Origin of the sequence: Hymenobacter sp., assembly GCF_031398885.1 — a bacterium.
GTDB lineage: Bacteria > Bacteroidota > Bacteroidia > Cytophagales > Hymenobacteraceae > Hymenobacter.
The window spans coordinates 24,802-41,017 of sequence record NZ_JANNOD010000092.1 but is presented as its reverse complement, the minus strand read 5'-3'; the positions used below and the strand labels follow the sequence as shown (position 1 = coordinate 41,017).

Annotated in this window: 19 protein-coding genes; 15 read left to right on the top strand and 4 right to left on the bottom strand. The window is 64.5% G+C overall.

The features are described 5' to 3' along the window. Positions 1 to 57: 57 nt before the first annotated feature. The 9 genes from RMO51_RS17675 (at position 58) to RMO51_RS17635 (ending at position 7,026) form a co-directional block, all read left to right on the top strand. Positions 58 to 285 carry an AtpZ/AtpI family protein gene (locus RMO51_RS17675; protein WP_310396850.1) on the top strand — a complete coding sequence of 76 codons (228 nt, stop codon included), beginning with the start codon at positions 58 to 60 and terminating at the stop codon, positions 283 to 285. Between the two features lie 5 nt (positions 286 to 290). After that, the gene (locus tag RMO51_RS17670; RefSeq protein ID WP_310396848.1) at positions 291 to 686 is read left to right on the top strand and encodes a hypothetical protein; all 396 of its coding nucleotides are present in this window, start codon (positions 291 to 293) and stop codon (positions 684 to 686) included. 47 nt (positions 687 to 733) lie between these two features. Beyond that, the gene (atpB, locus tag RMO51_RS17665) at positions 734 to 1,804 is read left to right on the top strand and encodes a F0F1 ATP synthase subunit A (protein WP_310396847.1); all 1,071 of its coding nucleotides are present in this window, start codon (positions 734 to 736) and stop codon (positions 1,802 to 1,804) included. A gap of 192 nt (positions 1,805 to 1,996) precedes the next feature. Next, positions 1,997 to 2,269, top strand: a complete 273-nt coding sequence (gene atpE / locus RMO51_RS17660) for an ATP synthase F0 subunit C (protein ID WP_310396845.1) — start codon at positions 1,997 to 1,999, stop codon at positions 2,267 to 2,269. A gap of 170 nt (positions 2,270 to 2,439) precedes the next feature. Continuing rightward, a complete protein-coding gene (locus RMO51_RS17655) occupies positions 2,440 to 2,934 on the top strand; it encodes a F0F1 ATP synthase subunit B (RefSeq protein WP_310396843.1) in 495 nt (164 codons plus the stop codon). 99 nt (positions 2,935 to 3,033) lie between these two features. After that, positions 3,034 to 3,594 carry an ATP synthase F1 subunit delta gene (gene atpH / locus RMO51_RS17650; protein ID WP_310396842.1) on the top strand — a complete coding sequence of 187 codons (561 nt, stop codon included), beginning with the start codon at positions 3,034 to 3,036 and terminating at the stop codon, positions 3,592 to 3,594. A gap of 200 nt (positions 3,595 to 3,794) precedes the next feature. Continuing rightward, a complete protein-coding gene (gene atpA / locus RMO51_RS17645; RefSeq protein ID WP_310396840.1) occupies positions 3,795 to 5,378 on the top strand; it encodes a F0F1 ATP synthase subunit alpha in 1,584 nt (527 codons plus the stop codon). 113 nt (positions 5,379 to 5,491) lie between these two features. After that, the gene (atpG, locus tag RMO51_RS17640; RefSeq protein WP_310396838.1) at positions 5,492 to 6,376 is read left to right on the top strand and encodes an ATP synthase F1 subunit gamma; all 885 of its coding nucleotides are present in this window, start codon (positions 5,492 to 5,494) and stop codon (positions 6,374 to 6,376) included. Positions 6,377 to 6,645: 269 nt separating this feature from the next. Beyond that, positions 6,646 to 7,026 (top strand): T9SS type A sorting domain-containing protein, encoded by a 381-nt coding sequence (locus tag RMO51_RS17635; RefSeq protein WP_310396837.1) that lies wholly within the window; start codon positions 6,646 to 6,648, stop codon positions 7,024 to 7,026. Between the two features lie 112 nt (positions 7,027 to 7,138). Here RMO51_RS17635 and RMO51_RS17630 read toward each other — a convergent pair whose 3' ends face one another. Both RMO51_RS17630 and RMO51_RS17625 read right to left on the bottom strand, forming a co-directional pair. Next, positions 7,139 to 7,561: an HU family DNA-binding protein gene (locus tag RMO51_RS17630; protein ID WP_310396835.1), complete on the bottom strand. Its 423-nt coding sequence runs from the start codon at positions 7,559 to 7,561 to the stop codon at positions 7,139 to 7,141. Between the two features lie 65 nt (positions 7,562 to 7,626). Further along, positions 7,627 to 7,773 (bottom strand): hypothetical protein, encoded by a 147-nt coding sequence (locus RMO51_RS17625; RefSeq protein WP_310396833.1) that lies wholly within the window; start codon positions 7,771 to 7,773, stop codon positions 7,627 to 7,629. An 86-nt stretch (positions 7,774 to 7,859) separates the two neighbouring features. Here RMO51_RS17625 and RMO51_RS17620 point away from each other — a divergent pair, with 86 nt between their 5' ends. The 3 genes from RMO51_RS17620 to RMO51_RS17610 all read left to right on the top strand — a co-directional run bounded on the left by RMO51_RS17620 (position 7,860) and on the right by RMO51_RS17610 (position 11,308). Then, positions 7,860 to 9,662 carry an alkaline phosphatase family protein gene (locus RMO51_RS17620; protein WP_310396832.1) on the top strand — a complete coding sequence of 601 codons (1,803 nt, stop codon included), beginning with the start codon at positions 7,860 to 7,862 and terminating at the stop codon, positions 9,660 to 9,662. A 147-nt stretch (positions 9,663 to 9,809) separates the two neighbouring features. Then, complete coding sequence (locus tag RMO51_RS17615; protein ID WP_310396830.1) at positions 9,810 to 10,361, top strand: inorganic diphosphatase; 552 nt, start codon at positions 9,810 to 9,812, stop codon at positions 10,359 to 10,361. A 68-nt stretch (positions 10,362 to 10,429) separates the two neighbouring features. Then, complete coding sequence (locus tag RMO51_RS17610; protein ID WP_310396829.1) at positions 10,430 to 11,308, top strand: hypothetical protein; 879 nt, start codon at positions 10,430 to 10,432, stop codon at positions 11,306 to 11,308. A 7-nt stretch (positions 11,309 to 11,315) separates the two neighbouring features. Here the strand turns inward: RMO51_RS17610 and RMO51_RS17605 are convergent, their stop codons facing one another. Then, positions 11,316 to 12,863: an NAD(P)H-hydrate dehydratase gene (locus RMO51_RS17605; protein WP_310396827.1), complete on the bottom strand. Its 1,548-nt coding sequence runs from the start codon at positions 12,861 to 12,863 to the stop codon at positions 11,316 to 11,318. Positions 12,864 to 13,018: 155 nt separating this feature from the next. Between RMO51_RS17605 and msrB the strand changes: the two genes are divergently transcribed. The 3 genes from msrB (at position 13,019) to RMO51_RS17590 (ending at position 15,105) form a co-directional block, all read left to right on the top strand. Then, on the top strand, positions 13,019 to 13,483 hold the full coding sequence (msrB, locus tag RMO51_RS17600; RefSeq protein WP_310396825.1) for a peptide-methionine (R)-S-oxide reductase MsrB: 465 nt from the start codon (positions 13,019 to 13,021) through the stop codon (positions 13,481 to 13,483). 168 nt (positions 13,484 to 13,651) lie between these two features. Continuing rightward, the gene (gene sdaAA, locus RMO51_RS17595) at positions 13,652 to 14,554 is read left to right on the top strand and encodes an L-serine ammonia-lyase, iron-sulfur-dependent, subunit alpha (RefSeq protein ID WP_310396824.1); all 903 of its coding nucleotides are present in this window, start codon (positions 13,652 to 13,654) and stop codon (positions 14,552 to 14,554) included. Between the two features lie 92 nt (positions 14,555 to 14,646). Continuing rightward, positions 14,647 to 15,105, top strand: a complete 459-nt coding sequence (locus tag RMO51_RS17590) for a GNAT family N-acetyltransferase (protein WP_310396823.1) — start codon at positions 14,647 to 14,649, stop codon at positions 15,103 to 15,105. A 52-nt stretch (positions 15,106 to 15,157) separates the two neighbouring features. Here RMO51_RS17590 and RMO51_RS17585 read toward each other — a convergent pair whose 3' ends face one another. After that, on the bottom strand, positions 15,158 to 16,216 hold the full coding sequence (locus RMO51_RS17585) for a hypothetical protein (RefSeq protein ID WP_310396821.1): 1,059 nt from the start codon (positions 16,214 to 16,216) through the stop codon (positions 15,158 to 15,160).

The window sequence follows — 16,216 nt, the reverse complement described above, 5'->3', positions numbered from 1 at the left end:
TCACCGGGGTTTTGCCCGCTACCTTGCCGCCCCTGTTAAAAAACCGCCGCCCCGCCAATGTCCCCTGACCCGCCCAAGCCCGATTCCTCCGCCGACCAGGCCAGCAACGTGGCCAAGTACTCGGGCATTGCCTTCACCATGCTGGCCATCATCGGCCTCAGCGCCTGGGCCGGCACCTGGCTCGACGGTCACTTCCAGAACAAAACCCCCTACTACACAGTAGGATTGATGGTGCTCGGCTTGTTCGTGGCGCTTTACCAGGTCATCCGCTCGCTGACGAAGTAATTGCCATGCTCCGGTTCCTGCTGTATCTGGCGCTGTTCACCCTGGGCCTGGCCGCCGTCATCTACTTGCTAGGCGCGCAATTCGGCCCGGCCATCATCCACCCCTACACCGGGCGCGTGCTGCTGCTCATGGCGGCCCTCACCGGCGGCACCTACTACCTCACGGCCCGCGTCACGGCCGTGAAGCAGGACTATTTTATCGCCGCGTATTTCGGCGGCGTCGTAGTCCGCTTTATGGGGTCCTTGCTGGTGCTGGGCATCTACTTATACCGGGCCGGCGGGGGGCGCCAGGAGGGCACCCTGAGCCTGCTCATTGGCTTCTTCATCCTGTACTTTTTGTACGCTGGGTTTGAAATTTGGGCTATCCTTAGTAACTTGCGCCCGTTTTCAAAATCAGGGTAATCGGACCGCCGGCTCCTTTCGCCGCCCCCGCCCCTAAGTCTGACTGAATGAAGCATTTACTGCTCGCCCTCTGTTTTTTCTTTACTCTGCCCGCCTTTGCCGCGCAGCCCGAAACGGGGGCTGCCGAGGGCGCTAAGTCGGAAACTTTCGACCCCGGCCGCGTTATCATGGAGCACGTGGCCGACGAGCACGAATGGCACTTCGCCACGCTCGGCAACGAGGAGACCGGCACCCACCTCACCCTGCCGCTGCCCGTCATCGCCTACCAGCCCGGCAAAGGCTTGTCGGTGTTCTCTTCCAGCCAGTTCCACCACGCGCCGGGCGGCGTGCACGCCGGCCTGAAATTAGAAGAAGGCCACTTAGTTGCCGAGGACGGCGGCAAGGTCTACGACTTTTCCATCACCAAGAACGTGGCCTCGCTCATCCTGAGCTGCCTGATTCTGATTCTGGTGTTCCACACCGTGGCTGGGGGCTACCGCACCCGGCAGGGCAGCGCGCCCAAGGGCGTGCAGTCGCTGCTGGAGCCCATCGTGGTATTCATCCGCGACGAGGTGGCTAAGAAGAGCATCGGCCCGAAGTACGAGCGCTACATGCCCTACCTGCTCACCATCTTCTTCTTCATCTGGTTCAACAACCTGTTGGGCCTCACGCCGGGCGCGGCCAACCTGAGCGGCAACATCACCGTGACGTTCATGCTGGCCCTGGCCACGCTGCTCATCACCCTGTTTAGCTCAAACAAGTACTACTGGTCGCACATCTTCCGGCCGCCCGGCGTGCCGCTGCTGCTGCTGCCCATCATCGTGCCGGTCGAAATTGTGGGCATCTTCATCAAGCCCATCTCGCTCATGGTGCGACTGTTTGCCAACATCACGGCCGGGCACATCATCATCCTGAGCTTCATCAGCCTGATTTTCCTGTTCAAGGCGGCCACGGTGGGCATCATCGCCATCCCGTTCGCGCTGTTCATCAACTTGCTGGAGTTGCTGGTGGCGCTGTTGCAGGCCTACATCTTCACCCTGCTGTCGGCCATGTACATCGGCGGCGCGGTGGAAGAGCACCACGACGCCGACTTCCAGATGGGCGGCGGCAGCGAGGGCGACCAGGCCCACGCTCACTAAATTTTAGCTAATAGCTGGTAGCCGTTAGCTGTTAGCTAGTCAACTAATTTTGATTTTCGGTCTGAAAAGCTAACGGCTATCAGCCATTAGCCAACAGCTAAAGCAAAGATTTTTCCTGCGAACCCGCGGCGCCCCTCCCCCCAGTCGCGATTAGCTGATTTTCAATTTCTTTTTTCTCTTTTTTTCAAGTTTATGCTTCTCTCTTTGTTTTTGCAGGCCGTGGCCGAAGTGGCTGGCAATGGTAATAACCTTGCCGTAATGGGTGCCTGTATCGGTGCTGGTTTGGTGGCTTTGGGTGCTGGTGTGGGCATTGGTCGCATCGGTGGCAGCGCCATGGATGCCATCGGCCGTCAGCCCGATGCTTCGGGCAAAATCCAGACGGTGATGCTGATTGCCGCCGCTCTTATCGAAGGTCTGGCGCTGTTCGCGGTGGTGGTTTGCTTGCTGGTGAGCTTCAAGCTGTAGCAGTAGCCGCTACGAGTTCGGCAGCCCGCTGGCGCGTCCGCCCCACGCGGCGCGGCGCGGGCTGCTTAACGTTTGAGCTGTTAGCTAATAGCTGTTAGCCGTTAGCTTTTAACCAAACTGAACAAACTATCAGCTAACAGCTATTAGCTAACAGCTTACACAACGATACCATGGACTTAATCACCCCCCAATTGGGCCTGCTGTTCTGGCAGACGGTCCTGTTCTTGCTGCTCCTGTTCATCCTCACCAAGTTCGCCTGGAAGCCCATCATGGCTGGCCTGCGCGAGCGGGAGGACAGCATCGAAAGTGCCCTGCGCATGGCTGACCAGGCCAAAGTGGAGATGCAGCAGTTGAAAGCCGGCAACGAAAAATTGCTTGCCGACGCCCGCCAGGAGCGCGACCGCATGATGCAGGAAGCCACCGTCATGGTTAACCAATTCCGCGAAACGGAAAAGATCAAGGCCGTGGAAGAAGCCAACCGCATTACGCAGCAAGCCCGCGAAGCCATCCAACAGGAGAAAAACGCCGCGCTGGCCGACGTGCGCAACACCGCCGCCAAGCTTTCCCTCGACATCGCCGAGCGCATCCTGCGCCGCGAGCTAACCGACCCGGCCGCCCAAACGCAGCTGGTGGACTCGTATCTGAAGGACGTAAAATTGAATTAGTGGTTAACGGTTAGTGATTAACGGTTAATTTTTTATTCGTTTACCGTTACGCATCAAGACCACTAACCACTAATCACTGACCGTTAACCACTAAAGAATATGGCTGACCAACGAGTAGCGGCCCGCTACGCCAAGTCGCTCCTCGACTTGGGCAAGGAAATGGGCACGCTGGATGCCGTGAAGCACGACATGGACCTGCTGAGCAAGACCGTGGCCGAAAGCCGCGAGCTGCGCCTGCTGCTGCGCAACCCGATTGTGAAGCACGACAAGAAGCTGGCCATCCTCACCGCCATTTTCCAGGGCAAGGTGTCGGACGTGGTGATGAAGTTCTTCACCATCCTCACCCAGAAAAACCGGGAGTCGGCGCTGGAAAGCATGGGCACCGAGTTCCAGGTGCAGTACAATGCGCTGCAGGGCATCCAGATGGCGCAGGTGACCTCGGCCACGCCGCTCACGCCCGAGTCGCGCGCGCAGTTGGAGCGGCTGGTGACCCAGCAGACTGGCCTGACTGACGTGAAGCTCACCGAGAAAGTAGACCCGGACCTCATCGGCGGCTTCGTGCTGCGGGTGGGCGACAATCAGATTGACGATTCGGTGCGCACCAGCCTGCGGAAGATGCGCATCTCCTTACAAGAAAATACTTATCAACAAAAGGTGTGATGAGGTAATGAGGCGATGAGGTGATGAAGTTAAACGGGCGGTCATGCTGAGCCTGCCGAAGCATCTCGCTCGCACCGTTGAACGATTGGATTGCTACCCCATGCGAGATGCTTCGGCAGGCTCAGCATGACGTTCATCGATTCATTGCTCCCTTCATCACCCCGTCACTCCATCACCTCATCATTTAGATTCCCAAAACCATGGCTGAAGTACGCCCCGACGAAGTCTCCGCAATTCTGCGGCAGCAACTGTCCAATTTCAAGTCCGAAGCCGAGCTGGAAGAAGTCGGCACCGTGTTGCAGGTGGGCGACGGCGTGGCCCGCATCTACGGACTGGGCAAAGCGCAGGCCGGCGAGCTGATTGAGTTCGAGAACGGCCTGCAAGGGCTGGTGCTCAACCTGGAGGAGGACAACGTGGGCGCGGTGATGCTCGGCGACTACTCCGGGGTCCGCGAGGGCGCTACGGTGAAGCGTACTAATAAAATTGCGTCGATTAAGGTCGGCGAGGGCATTGTGGGCCGCGTGGTGAACACGCTGGGCCAGCCCATCGACGGCCGCGGCCCCATCACGGGCGAGCTGTACGAGATGCCCCTGGAGCGCAAGGCGCCCGGCGTAATTTTCCGCCAGCCGGTGACCGAGCCCATGCAAACCGGCATCAAGTCGATTGACGCCATGATTCCCATTGGCCGGGGCCAGCGCGAGCTGATTATCGGCGACCGCCAGACCGGCAAGTCGGCCGTAGCCATCGACACCATCCTGAACCAGCGCGAGTTCTTCGAGGCCGGCCAGCCGGTGTTCTGCATCTACGTGGCCATCGGCCAGAAGGCCTCGACCATCGCCCAGGTGGTGCAGTCGCTGACCAAGGGTGGCGCCATGGACTACACGGTGGTGGTGGCCGCGCCGGCCGCGGACCCCGCGCCGCTGCAGTTCTACGCGCCCTTCACGGGTGCCGCCATCGGCGAGTTCTTCCGCGACACGGGCCGGCCGGCCCTGGTGGTGTACGACGACTTGAGCAAGCAGGCCGTGGCGTACCGCGAGGTGTCGCTGCTGCTCCGTCGTCCTCCCGGACGCGAGGCATATCCCGGCGACGTGTTCTACCTGCACAGCCGCCTGCTGGAGCGGGCCGCCAAAATCAACGCTTCGGACGAAATCGCCCGGAACATGAACGACCTGCCCGACAGCATCAAGCACCTGGTGAAAGGCGGCGGCTCGTTGACTGCTCTTCCTTTGATTGAGACGCAGGCGGGTGACGTGTCGGCCTATATCCCGACCAACGTGATTTCGATTACCGACGGCCAGATTTTTCTCGAGACGAACCTGTTCAACTCGGGGGTGCGGCCGGCTATTAACGTGGGCATCTCGGTGTCGCGCGTGGGCGGTAATGCCCAGATTAAGTCGATGAAGAAAGTGGCCGGCACCTTGAAGCTGGACCAGGCCCAGTTCCGCGAGCTGGAAGCCTTCGCCAAGTTTGGCTCCGACCTCGACGCTTCGACCAAGCTCACCATCGAGCGCGGCCGGCGCAACCTGGAGATTTTGAAGCAGCCCCAGTTCTCGCCCGTGAAGGTGGAAGACCAGGTGGCCATTATCTACGCCGCCACCAACGGCCTGCTCGACACCGTGCCCGTGAACCGGGTGCGGGAGTTCGAGAAGGAGTTTGGCCAGACCATGAACTCGCGCTATCCCGACGTGCTGAAAGCCCTGAAGGCCGGCAAGCTGGAGGACACCGCTATCAAGGCCATCCGCGAGGTGGCCAAGGATGTGGCGGCGAGCTACGCGGCGAAGTAGATTATCAATGAGGAATGAAGAATGAAGAATGAGGAATTAAGGGTTGCGCATCGTGAGAATAGCGCCTCTAGGTAATTCCTCATTCCTCATTCCTCATTCTTAATTTCCAAAGAATGGCCAACCTCAAAGAAGTCCGCAACCGCATTCAGTCGGTGAACAGCACGCAGCAGATTACCAAAGCCATGAAGATGGTGGCGGCGGCCAAGCTGCGCCGGGCCCAGGACAACATCATTCGGATGCGGCCCTACGCCCAGCGCCTGACCACCATTCTGGCCAACCTGACGCGCACGGCTGATGCCGACATTGCCAGCGACTACGGCGTGGCCCGCGAGGTGCGCCGGGTGCTGGTCATCGCCATCACCTCGGACCGGGGCCTGGCGGGCGCGTTCAATTCAAACGTGTTCAAGGGCGTGAATGCGCTGGTGGCGGAGCGCTACGCCGGCTTGCCAGCGGCCAACATTTCCTACCTGGCCATTGGCAAGAAGGCGCACGACTACTACACCCGCAAGAGCAGCGTGGTGGGCAACTTTACCCACGTCTTCGCCAAGCTCTCGTTCGAGACGGTGCGCGAGGCGGCTGAGGTGGCCATGGACGGCTTCCGCAACGGCGAGTACGACCAGGTGGTGATGGTGTACAACGAGTTCAAGAACGTGGCCACCCAGGTCGTCCGCACCGAGCAGCTGCTGCCGCTGGTGCCGGTGGCGGCCCCGGTGTCGGCCACGCCCACTTCGAACGTAGACTACCTCTTCGAGCCGAATAAGGAGGAAATTGTGCAGACGCTCATTCCGCAGTCGCTCAAGATTCAGCTCTACAAGGCGGTGCTGGAAAGCAACGCCTCGGAGCACGGCGCCCGCATGACGGCCATGGACAAGGCCACCGACAATGCCGGCGAGCTGCTCAAGGCCCTCAAGCTAACTTACAACCGGACGCGGCAGGCGGCCATCACGACTGAGATTCTCGAAATCGTGGGCGGCGCCGAAGCGCTGGCGGCGGGGTAATGGTTGATTCTTCGATGTGCTGATGTGCTGATGAAGCAACGACGTAGAAAGGCCCGTTTCCGGTGGAGACGGGCCTTTTTGTGCGGTTGAAGCAACGGAGAGCACAGGGTGCCCAACCGGGACTCGTCGGGGACAGCGGGTGGTTGGTCGGGAAAGCGGGCTGGTTGAACAGTGCGGGCATACGCCCTGGCCCGCTGCGTCGTTGAACCGACCTTGCCGCGCTGCTGGCGCTGCTGCCCGTTCTATTCGCCCTTTCCAACACCTCCGCTATGTTCACCACTGTCTCATCCGGCCTGCTTTCCGCGGGCCGCCAGCTGGCCTTGCCGCTGCCGCTGTTTATGCTGCTGGCCGGGCCCGCCGCCCGCGCCCAGGCGGCCGACTCGGCCGCCGCGCCGCTGGCCGACCTGAGCGTGTACCCCAACCCGGCGCACATTCGGGCCACGGTGCAGGTGCCGGCGGTGCCGGGCGCCACCCGGGCCACGGTGACGGTGACGGACGCCCAGGGCACCGTGGTATTTGAACAGCCGGTGAGCATGGTTGAGACTGGGGGTACGACGCAAGTGCCGCTGCTGGGACGCGCGCCGGGGCTTTACCGCGTGGTGGTGCAGGCGGGCGCCCAGCGGGTGGCCAAGACGTTGAAGGTGGAGTAGGGGCTCTACCACCGACCCCGCCGCCCACACGACCGGTCGTCAAGCCGCTGACGACCGGTCGTCGGACCTCTGACGACCGGTCGTCAGGCGCCCGACGACCGGTCGTCGTATTTTAGGCCTTCTTGGCGGCTTTGCGCACCACGGGCGGGTTGGCCGCCACGCGCCGCAGCACGGCTCCCGACAGCAGTTGCTCGAACAGGGCGCTGGGCACGAAGTTGACTTTGATGCGACTCACCCGGGCGCTGGTGAACTCCTCCTCCGTCTCGGTGCCCTCGCCTTGCAGCGTCACCCGAAACGAGCCCAAATCGCCGAGCTGCACGATTTGGCCGTCGGCCAGCTCCCGCGGAATCTCTTGCAGCAGCGACTCGATGGCGGCCTTCACGTCGGTGGAGCTGAGGGAGGTGCCGCGGCTGATTTTGTCGGCCATGTCGCGCTCGGTGGTCGTGCCGCTGGAGCGCACGTTGGCGTACCACTTCTTGGGGCTGTTGGGCTGGGCGGGTAGGCCGCGCTGCACCAGGCTGTATTCGATGGGCATAAAAGAAGAGAAGTAAAGTGAGGCGGTAATATACACGCGCAATTGCGGACCCCACCCTGGTCCGCTCATCCCATTAGCTGGCGGGCGTGGGTGGTCAGCCCCAGGTTGCGGAAGAGCAACTGGAAGGCGCGGGCCTGGTAGGCCGTGTTGTCGACGGGCACGCCGTCCAGGCCCAGGATGAAGGCGGGGGCAAAGCAATTAATAGTGGGCAATGAGCAATGGCCGGCCATTCTTTATTTCTCACCAAGCCCAGCGCCCGCCGGTATCTTTGCCACCGCTCAGCCTTACCTGCTTTCCGTTGAAAAAGATACTTGCCTTTGTGTTAGCGGCCCTGGTAGCCGGCCCGGCCCTTGCCCAAACCGCCCGGCGCGGCGCCGCTCCCAAGGCGCCCGGCGCCCCGAAACCGGCGGCCGGCATCCCGGCCCGCCCCAAGCTGGTGGTGGGCATCGTGGTCGACCAGATGCGCTACGACTACCTCTACCGCTACTGGGCCAAATTCGGCTCCGGCGGCTTCCGGCGGCTGCTGGGCGAGGGCTTCAGCTTCGAGAGCTGCCGCTACAACTACGTGCCCACCTACACCGGGCCGGGCCACGCCAGCATCTACACCGGGGCCACCCCTTCGGTCAACGGCATCGTGGGCAACAACTGGTTTGAGCGCGAAACCGGCCGCAGCACCTACGTCACCGAGGACAAAACCGTGCAGGGCGTGGGCAGCAGCGGCACCGCCGGCCAGCAGAGCCCCCGGCACATGATGACCACCACCATCACCGACGAGCTGCGCCTGGCCACCAACTTCCAGAGCAAGGTCATCGGCGTGTGCATCAAGGACCGGGGCAGCGTGCTGCCCGCCGGCCACGCCGCCACCGCCGCCTACTGGTACGACGGCGGCAACGGCTCCTTCATCAGCAGCACCTTCTACCAGAACGCCCTGCCCGAGTGGGTGGTGAAGTTCAACCAGCGCGGGCTGGCCACGCAGTACCTCTCGCGGCCCTGGACCACGCTACGGCCGCTGGCCGAATACACCGAAAGCACGCCCGACGACGTAACCTGGGAGGCGCCCTTCAAGGGCGAGGCCGCGCCGGTGTTTCCGCACAACCTGCCCGCCATCAGCGGGGTGCCGGCCGCCGCCCGCAAGGACAACCGGCCCGGCCCCGCCACCCGCACCGCCGCCGACGGCCCCACGGCCTCGCTCACGCCCACCCCCGGCGCCACCCCGGCCAACGCCGCCACCCCCAACCTGGGCGTATTGCCCAACACGCCCTTTGGCAACAGCATCACCACCGATATGGCCCTCGAAGCCCTCCGGGCCGAGCGCCTGGGCCAGCGCGGCACCACCGACTTCCTGGCCCTGAGCTACAGCAGCACCGACTACGTGGGCCACCAGTTCGGCCCGAACTCCATCGAGGTGGAGGACACCTACCTGCGCCTCGACCAGGAGCTGGCCCGCCTGTTTGCTTACCTTGACCAGACCGTGGGCCAGGGCCAGGCCCTGGTGTTCCTCTCGGCCGACCACGGCGCGGCCCACTCGCCCGAGTTCCTCAAGGCCCACCGCCTGCCCTCCGGCGTGGTGAGCGCCGCCCTGATGCGCGACACCCTGCAAAACCGCCTCGCCCGCCGCCACGGCCCCGGTAAGTGGGTGCTCGACTACGAGAACCAGCAAGTCTACCTCAACCGCCAGTTGGCCGCCGAGAAGAAGCTTAAGCTCCACGACCTGGCCGAGGAAGTGGTGCAGCTTCTGGTGGAGCAGCCCGGCGTGAGCCGCGCCCTCACCGCCGAGGACGTCCAGAAGTCGCACTGGGACAGCGGCACGCTCATGTACCTCGAAAACGGCTACTACCCCAAGCGCTGCGGCGACGTGCTGGTGGTGCTCGAGCCCGGCTGGTACGAGGCCTACAGCATCCCGGCCAAGGGCACCACCCACGGCGCCTCCTGGGCCTACGACACCCACGTGCCCCTCCTCTTCTGGGGCTGGCACGTAAAGCCCGGCGCGTCGGCCGCCCCGGTCAACGTGGTGGACATTGCCGCCACCCTGGCGCGCCTGCTGCACATCCAGGAGCCCAGCGGCTGCTCGGGCGTGCCGCTGCTGGAGGTGCTAAAGTAAAATCCAGTCCAACACTCGCGCAGGGTTTCGCGAGGTTGAAAGAAGTTTCGCAAGGGGGCATCCTGGGAAAAAACTTTGCGAAACCTCTTTTAACCTTGCGAAACCTTGCGCGTAAGCCCCATCACCCCATTACCCCATCACCCAAAAATGACCCATTTCAACCCCTGGCACGACGTGTCGCGCGGCGACCAGAACCCCGCGGTCGTCCAGTCCATCATCGAAATCCCCAAAGGCAGCAAAGGCAAGTACGAGCTTGATAAGGAGAGCGGCCTGCTGAAGCTCGACCGCGTGCTGTTCTCGGCCGTGCACTACCCGGCCGCCTACGGCTTCATCCCCCAAACGTATTGCGACGACAAAGACCCGCTCGACATCCTCGTGCTCTGCTCCGTCGACATCGTGCCCATGTGCCTCGTGGAGGCCAAGGTCATTGGCGTGATGCAGATGGTGGACCAGGACGAGGAAGACGACAAAATCATCGCCGTGGCCGCCCACGACATCTCCGTGAACCACTACAACGACATCAGCGACCTGCCCCCGCACACGCTGCTCGAAATGCAGCGCTTCTTCGAGGACTACAAGGCCCTGGAGCACAACAAGCACGTCACCGTGGAGCGCTTCATGGGCAAGGAAGACGCCTACCGCATCATCAACGACAGCATCAAGCTCTACGAGGAAACCTTCGGCGACCGGATGAAGTAGTGGAGTGATGGAATAAGTAGCCGCCCGCCCGGAAAGTCCGCACCGCGGCCGCCCCGCTACTTTCGCCCGTGCCCAAGCCGCATTTCCCCTCTTCCGCTGACCCTCGCCCTCGGTGGGGCCAGCTGCCCGACGCCGCGCTCTACAGCAGCGCGTGGCTGGCGGCGGCGGCAGCGGCCCAGACGGCGGTTACCCTGCAGCTGCACCCGCCCATGGGGCCCGGCGGCTACCGGCTGCTGGCGCTGGTGTTCGCGGCCACGCTGCTGGTCTACAACCTCGACGCGGCCCTGCCCTTCAAGCACCGCGAACCGGCGGGCACTTCGGCCCGCAAGGCCTGGCAGCAGCGCCACCGCCGCGGGTTGGTGGCGGTGGCGAGCGGGGCGGCAGTGGCAAGTGGCGCGCTGTTTCTGCTGGATGGCTGGTGGCGCTACTGGCCCGCGGTGCTGCCGCTGGCGGCGCTGGCGCTGCTCTATTCGTGGCCGCTGGGCCGCTGGGCGGGCCGGCCCCGGGCTCTGCGCGAGGTGCCCCTGCTCAAGGGCCTGCTGATTGCCGGCGTGTGGACGGCCGTGACGGTGGGCCTGCCCGTGCTGCAGCTGGGCCAGCCGCTGCGGGCCGTGGCGGGCCTGGCGGGGCAGCGGTTTCTGCTGGTGCTGGCCCTGACCATCGTGTTCGACATCCGCGACTACGGGCGCGACCGACGGGCGGGCACCCGCACCTTTCCGGGGCTGTTGGGCATCTCGTGGGCCAAGGGCCTGGCCCTGGTGCTGCTGGCCGGCGCGGTGGGGTTGGGCCTGGCGCGCGGGGCCGCGCCGGCGGCCGTGCTGCTGCCCGCGCTGCTCACCGCCGCCGTGGTGCTGGCCGCCGAGGAGTCGCGCGGCGACTACTTCTACGCCCTGCTCACCGATGGGCTGCTGCTGGTGCAGGCAGCGGCATATTTCGTCTTTGAGTAAGTAGCAACTAAAACGCCGGCTCCGCCACTAGCTCCCGCAAAGCCGGGCCGATGAACCGCACCACGTCGCCGGCCACCAGGCCCGCCTGCCCGGTTTCGGCGGCCGCCAAATCACCGGCCCGGCCGTGGGCATACACCCCCAGCCGCACCGCCTCGAACGCCGAAAGCCGGGCGTCGGCGCGCAGGGCCAGCAGCAGGCCCGTCAGCACGTCGCCGCTGCCGCCGGTGGCCAGGCCGGGGTTGCCGCTGCTGTTGAAGTGCAGTTCACCGGCGGGTGTGGCCAGGCAGGTATACGCGCCCTTAAGCACCACCAGGCAGCGGTGCTGTCGGGCAAAGTCGCGCAGCAGCGCCAGGCGGTGGTAGTCGTCGTGGGCCGGCTCGGTCAGGCGCTCGAATTCCTTGGGGTGCGGAGTGAGCACCGTGTTTTCGGGCAGCCGCGCCAGCAACTCGCGGTGCTGGCCCAGCAGATTCAGCGCGTCGGCGTCGATGACGAGCGGCAGCGGGTGGGGGCGGGTTGCGGAAGTAGCCAAAGCCGCTTCCAGCAACTGGCGCAGCACGGCGAGGCTGGCCGCGTCCTGCCCCAGGCCGGGGCCCATGCCCACTGCCTGGTACGGCCGCAAGTCGGGCAGTTCGCTGATGACGTCGGGGTGCGGGTCGGCCAGGCACATGGCTTCGGGCACGCTGGTTTGGAAGATGTCGTAGCCACAGCCCGGCACCCGGGCCGTGAGCAAGCCCACCCCGCCGCGCAGGCAGGCCCCCGCCGCCAGCACCGCCGCCCCAATCTTGCCCCGGCTGCCGGCCAGCAGCAGCGCGTGGCCGAAGGTGCCCTTGTGGCCGAACTTGGCGCGCGCGGGCAGGGCACCGGCCATAGCGGCCGCGTCGGTGTAGCGCCAGGGCGTTTCGGTTGCGGCAATGAATGGCTCGCTCAGCCCAATATTCAATACGTGCCATGCGCCCACGAACTTCGCGTTTTGCGGCAGCAGAAACGCCAGCTTCGGCAGCTCAAAGCTGACGGTGTGCTGCGCCCGCACCACCGGCGCGGTCGGGTCGGGCTGGGGCGCGTCGGCCAAAAGCCCGCTGGGAATATCCACGGCCACCGCGCGCGCGCGCCTCTCGTTGAGGTGTGCGACCACGGCGGCGGCCAGTCCCGTCAGCGGCCGGCTCAGTCCGGTGCCAAACAGGGCGTCGATGACCACGGTACCGGGTAAAATGTCCGGCAACTGCGACGCGCTGATTTCGGCCACGGGCACGGCGGCGGGCAGGCGCTGGCGGTTGTGCTGCCAGTCGATTGAGTGCTGCTCGGCCGGCAGCAGGGCCACGCGCGCCGCGTAGCCGGCCTGGTGCAGCATGCGGGCCGCCGCGAGGCCGTCGCCGCCGTTGTTGCCGGGGCCGCAGAGCACCAGGATTTCGCCGGCCTCGTCCGGGCCAAGCCGGCCGAAAAACCATTCGACAAAAGCCCCGGCAGCCCGCTCCATCAGCTGCGCCGATGTCAGGCGCTGCTCTTGGATGGTGGCTTGGTCGAGCAGGCGGGTTTGGGCGGCGGAGAAGATTTTCATTGGAGAGTACTGGCTTGACAAATGACCGAAACGAAGGTGCGCAGCCGCAAGCGAAAGCCCGGTAGCGCGTCTACCCCGCTGCTACGGCAAACCTCCCGGCCCGGGCCGCGTTTAGCTCATTACCGCTTTCTTCCATCACCTCATCACCCCTGAATATGCAAACCTGGAACGACGTCATCCGCCTTGCCAACCACCCCGCGCCCGCCCCGCGCCGCGTGGAGAAAACCCCCGCCGAATGGCGCCAGCAGCTCACCGCCGAGCAGTTCCACGTCACCCGCGAGCACGGCACCGAGCGCGCCTTCACCGGTGAATACTGCGAGGCCCACGAGGCTGGCCTCTACGCCTGCGTGTGCTGCGGCACCCCGCTCTACGACTCGCGCACGAAGTTCGAATCGGGTACCGGCTGGCCCAGCTTCACTCAGCCCGTCGACGAAAGCGCCATCCGTTACCATAAAGACACCAGCTTCGGCATGACCCGCGTGGAAGTGCTCTGCAACGTGTGCGATGCCCACCAGGGCCACGTGTTTCCCGACGGGCCGGCGCCCAGCGGCCTGCGCCTGTGCATCAACTCGGCCAGCGTGAAACTGGTGACCGAGAAAAGCGGCCAGCCCGCAGGGTAGCACTGGCTTGGTCAGCAGAACGTAGTGCCGCGCGCGGCCGAGGCAACTCGCGTGGGGGAGTAATTCAATCGTTCCGCGGTTTTGAGTACTACCATAAGCGAGCTGCCTCGGCTGCGTGCGGCACGACGTTCTATTTTTGTATACACATCCTCCCAGCTCCCACCCGCCATGTCGCTCCTCTTCACCGATTTTGCCTCCTGGGGCGCGCACTGCGCCGCCACCAGCGAGCCCCTGCACCAGCCCGTGCTCGATTACGAAATTGAGCAAAAAGGCCGCACCGAAGAGGAAATATGGGCCGGCCTGCAGCGGGCCTACGACGTGATGCGCGACGCCGTGCACGAGGGCCTGACCGGCGACATGACTTCGCGCTCGGGTATGATAAATAACGGCGCCAAGAAGATTGCCGCCTCGCCCGTCACCGTCCTCTCGCCCGAGTTCAAGCAGCTCATTACCCGTGCTTTGGGGGCCAAGGAGGTAAATTCCTGCATGGGGCGGGTGGTGGCCGCGCCCACCGCCGGGGCCTCAGGCATCCTGCCCGGTGTGCTCGTCACCATTCAGGATTTGCACAAGCTCGAAGACCGCCAGATTCTGGAAGGCCTGCTCGTGGCCGCCGGCATTGCCCTGATTATTGAGCAGAACGCCTCGCTGGCCGGGGCCGTGGGCGGCTGCCAGGCCGAAACGGGCTCGGCCGCGGCCATGGGCAGCGGCGCCATCGTGTACTGCCTGGGCGGGCCGGTGGAGCAGGTGTTTGCGGCCGTGGCCGTCACCATCCAGTGCATGTTGGGCCTGGTGTGCGACCCCGTGGCCGGGCTGGTGGAAGTGCCCTGCGTGGTGCGCAACGCCTCGGCCGCCGCCATTGCCTTCAGCTCGGCCCAGATTGCCATTGCCGGCATCGACCCGGTTATTCCCGTCGACCAGTGCGTGGCGGCGCTCGGCGAAGTGGGCCAGGCCATGGAAACCCGCTACAAGGAAACCGCCCTCGGCGGCCTGGCCAACACGAAGCGCGGCCGCGAAATTGAGCAGCGCGTGCTGGTGCACGACATTAACATCCTGCCTGATACGGGGGAGTGAGCAGGTCGGCTTGCTTGGCTAAAAGCATAGGTTCCGAGGGCGCCGTATGTTTGCCTGGCGGACGTAGCAGTCAGCCAGTAAGCCGCTTAGCCATGCCACACTTGACCCGGACGACCTCCGAAAACCCCGACTTTCGGGCACTGATCCAATTACTCGACCAGGACTTGCGGGAGCGCGACGGCGCCGACCAGATATTCTACGCGCAGTTCAACAAGATTGACAAGATAAACCACGTGGTGGTGGCGTACCGAGATGACGCGCCCGTGGGCTGCGGGACTTTCAAGGAATTCACTGCGGAGCTGGTGGAAATCAAGCGTATGTTTGTGCGGCCCGCGCACCGGGGGCAGGGCGTGGCGCAGGCGGTGCTGGCGGAACTGGAGCGGTGGGCCCACGAGCTGCACTACGCGGGCTGCGTGCTGGAAACGGGCAAGCGCCAGCCGGAGGCCATCGGGCTTTACCAAAAATGCGGCTACCGGCTCATCCCCAACTACGGGCAGTACATCGGCGTGGAGAACAGCGTGTGTATGCAGAAGGAAATACATCGGTCCTGACGGGGGCCCGCCGCTCGGGGCGCGGCTTCCGGGGGTGCGGGCTCATCGGGGCTCATACCGTGGGTTTCAGGCCTGGCGCCATGGTGAGGCGGGCCAGAAAATCCAGGGCCGGAACGTAGCGGCTGCGCAGCTCGCAGTACCGGAGCCAGGCGGCGGCGCGGTCCTCGCACAAGGCCAAGCCGTGTTCGGCGAGCTCGCCGCAGGCGGCATCAAAATCCGTGCGCCCGGGGTCGTCGGTGCCGCCTTCGGGCAGGGAGTTCGTGGGGGCGGCGCCCGCTTTTTCGTCAAAGAAGCGGTACACTCGGTTCAGGGCCAGGCAGCCGGCTTTGAAGGTGATTTCGACCTGCCGGGGGCGGGGGCCGTCGACGACGGCGAACAGCAGCGCGGCCGTGTCCAGAATCAGGCCGCTGCCGTTCACCCAGGAGCGCCCCGGCTGCGGCGACCGGAAAAAGGTGAGAATGGGCAGCGAGGTGTGGCTTTCCTCAACCTCCACGAACCATCGTTCCCACTCGGCCCACTGCTGGTCGTCGTTCTGCACCGAGCCATCGGAATTGAGCCAGCCCAGCAAGTTGGCGGCCGTGGCCGGGGTGCCGGCCCGCAGCTCCAGCAGGGCCACCGTCACCTCGCGCCGCGAAAATGCCTGGTAGATGGTGGGCAGGTACGAAAGCAGCAGCGTGAGCAGCAGCAGCCCCAGCGTGGCTTCGGAATAGGTGAGGGCCGCCGTGAGGGCGTGGTTCATGTCGGTGGTGCCCAGCGTGAGCAAGGAGCTGCCGCTCAGCTCGTAGCAGTGGCGCCAGCTGCCCTCGCCCACGGCCCAGTACAAGGCGGTGTAGCCCACGCTGACCAGCGCCTCCCACACCACGGGCAGCGCCACCAGGGCCACGGGCGCGTAGTGGGCCATTATCCGGTCGCGCCGCTCGTAGGAATTGGCCAGCCTGGCGGCCCCGTCGAAAAACAGGCGGATGCTTAGAAACACCCACACGTTCAGGCGCACCACCTCGTTGCGGGGCAGCACGAACGAGCGAATGGCGGCCGACAAGGCGGTGATAATCAGAACCACGCCGCCCAGACCAGTGAGCAGGCGCAGGCCCAGAAACAGAGGATGGGGCAT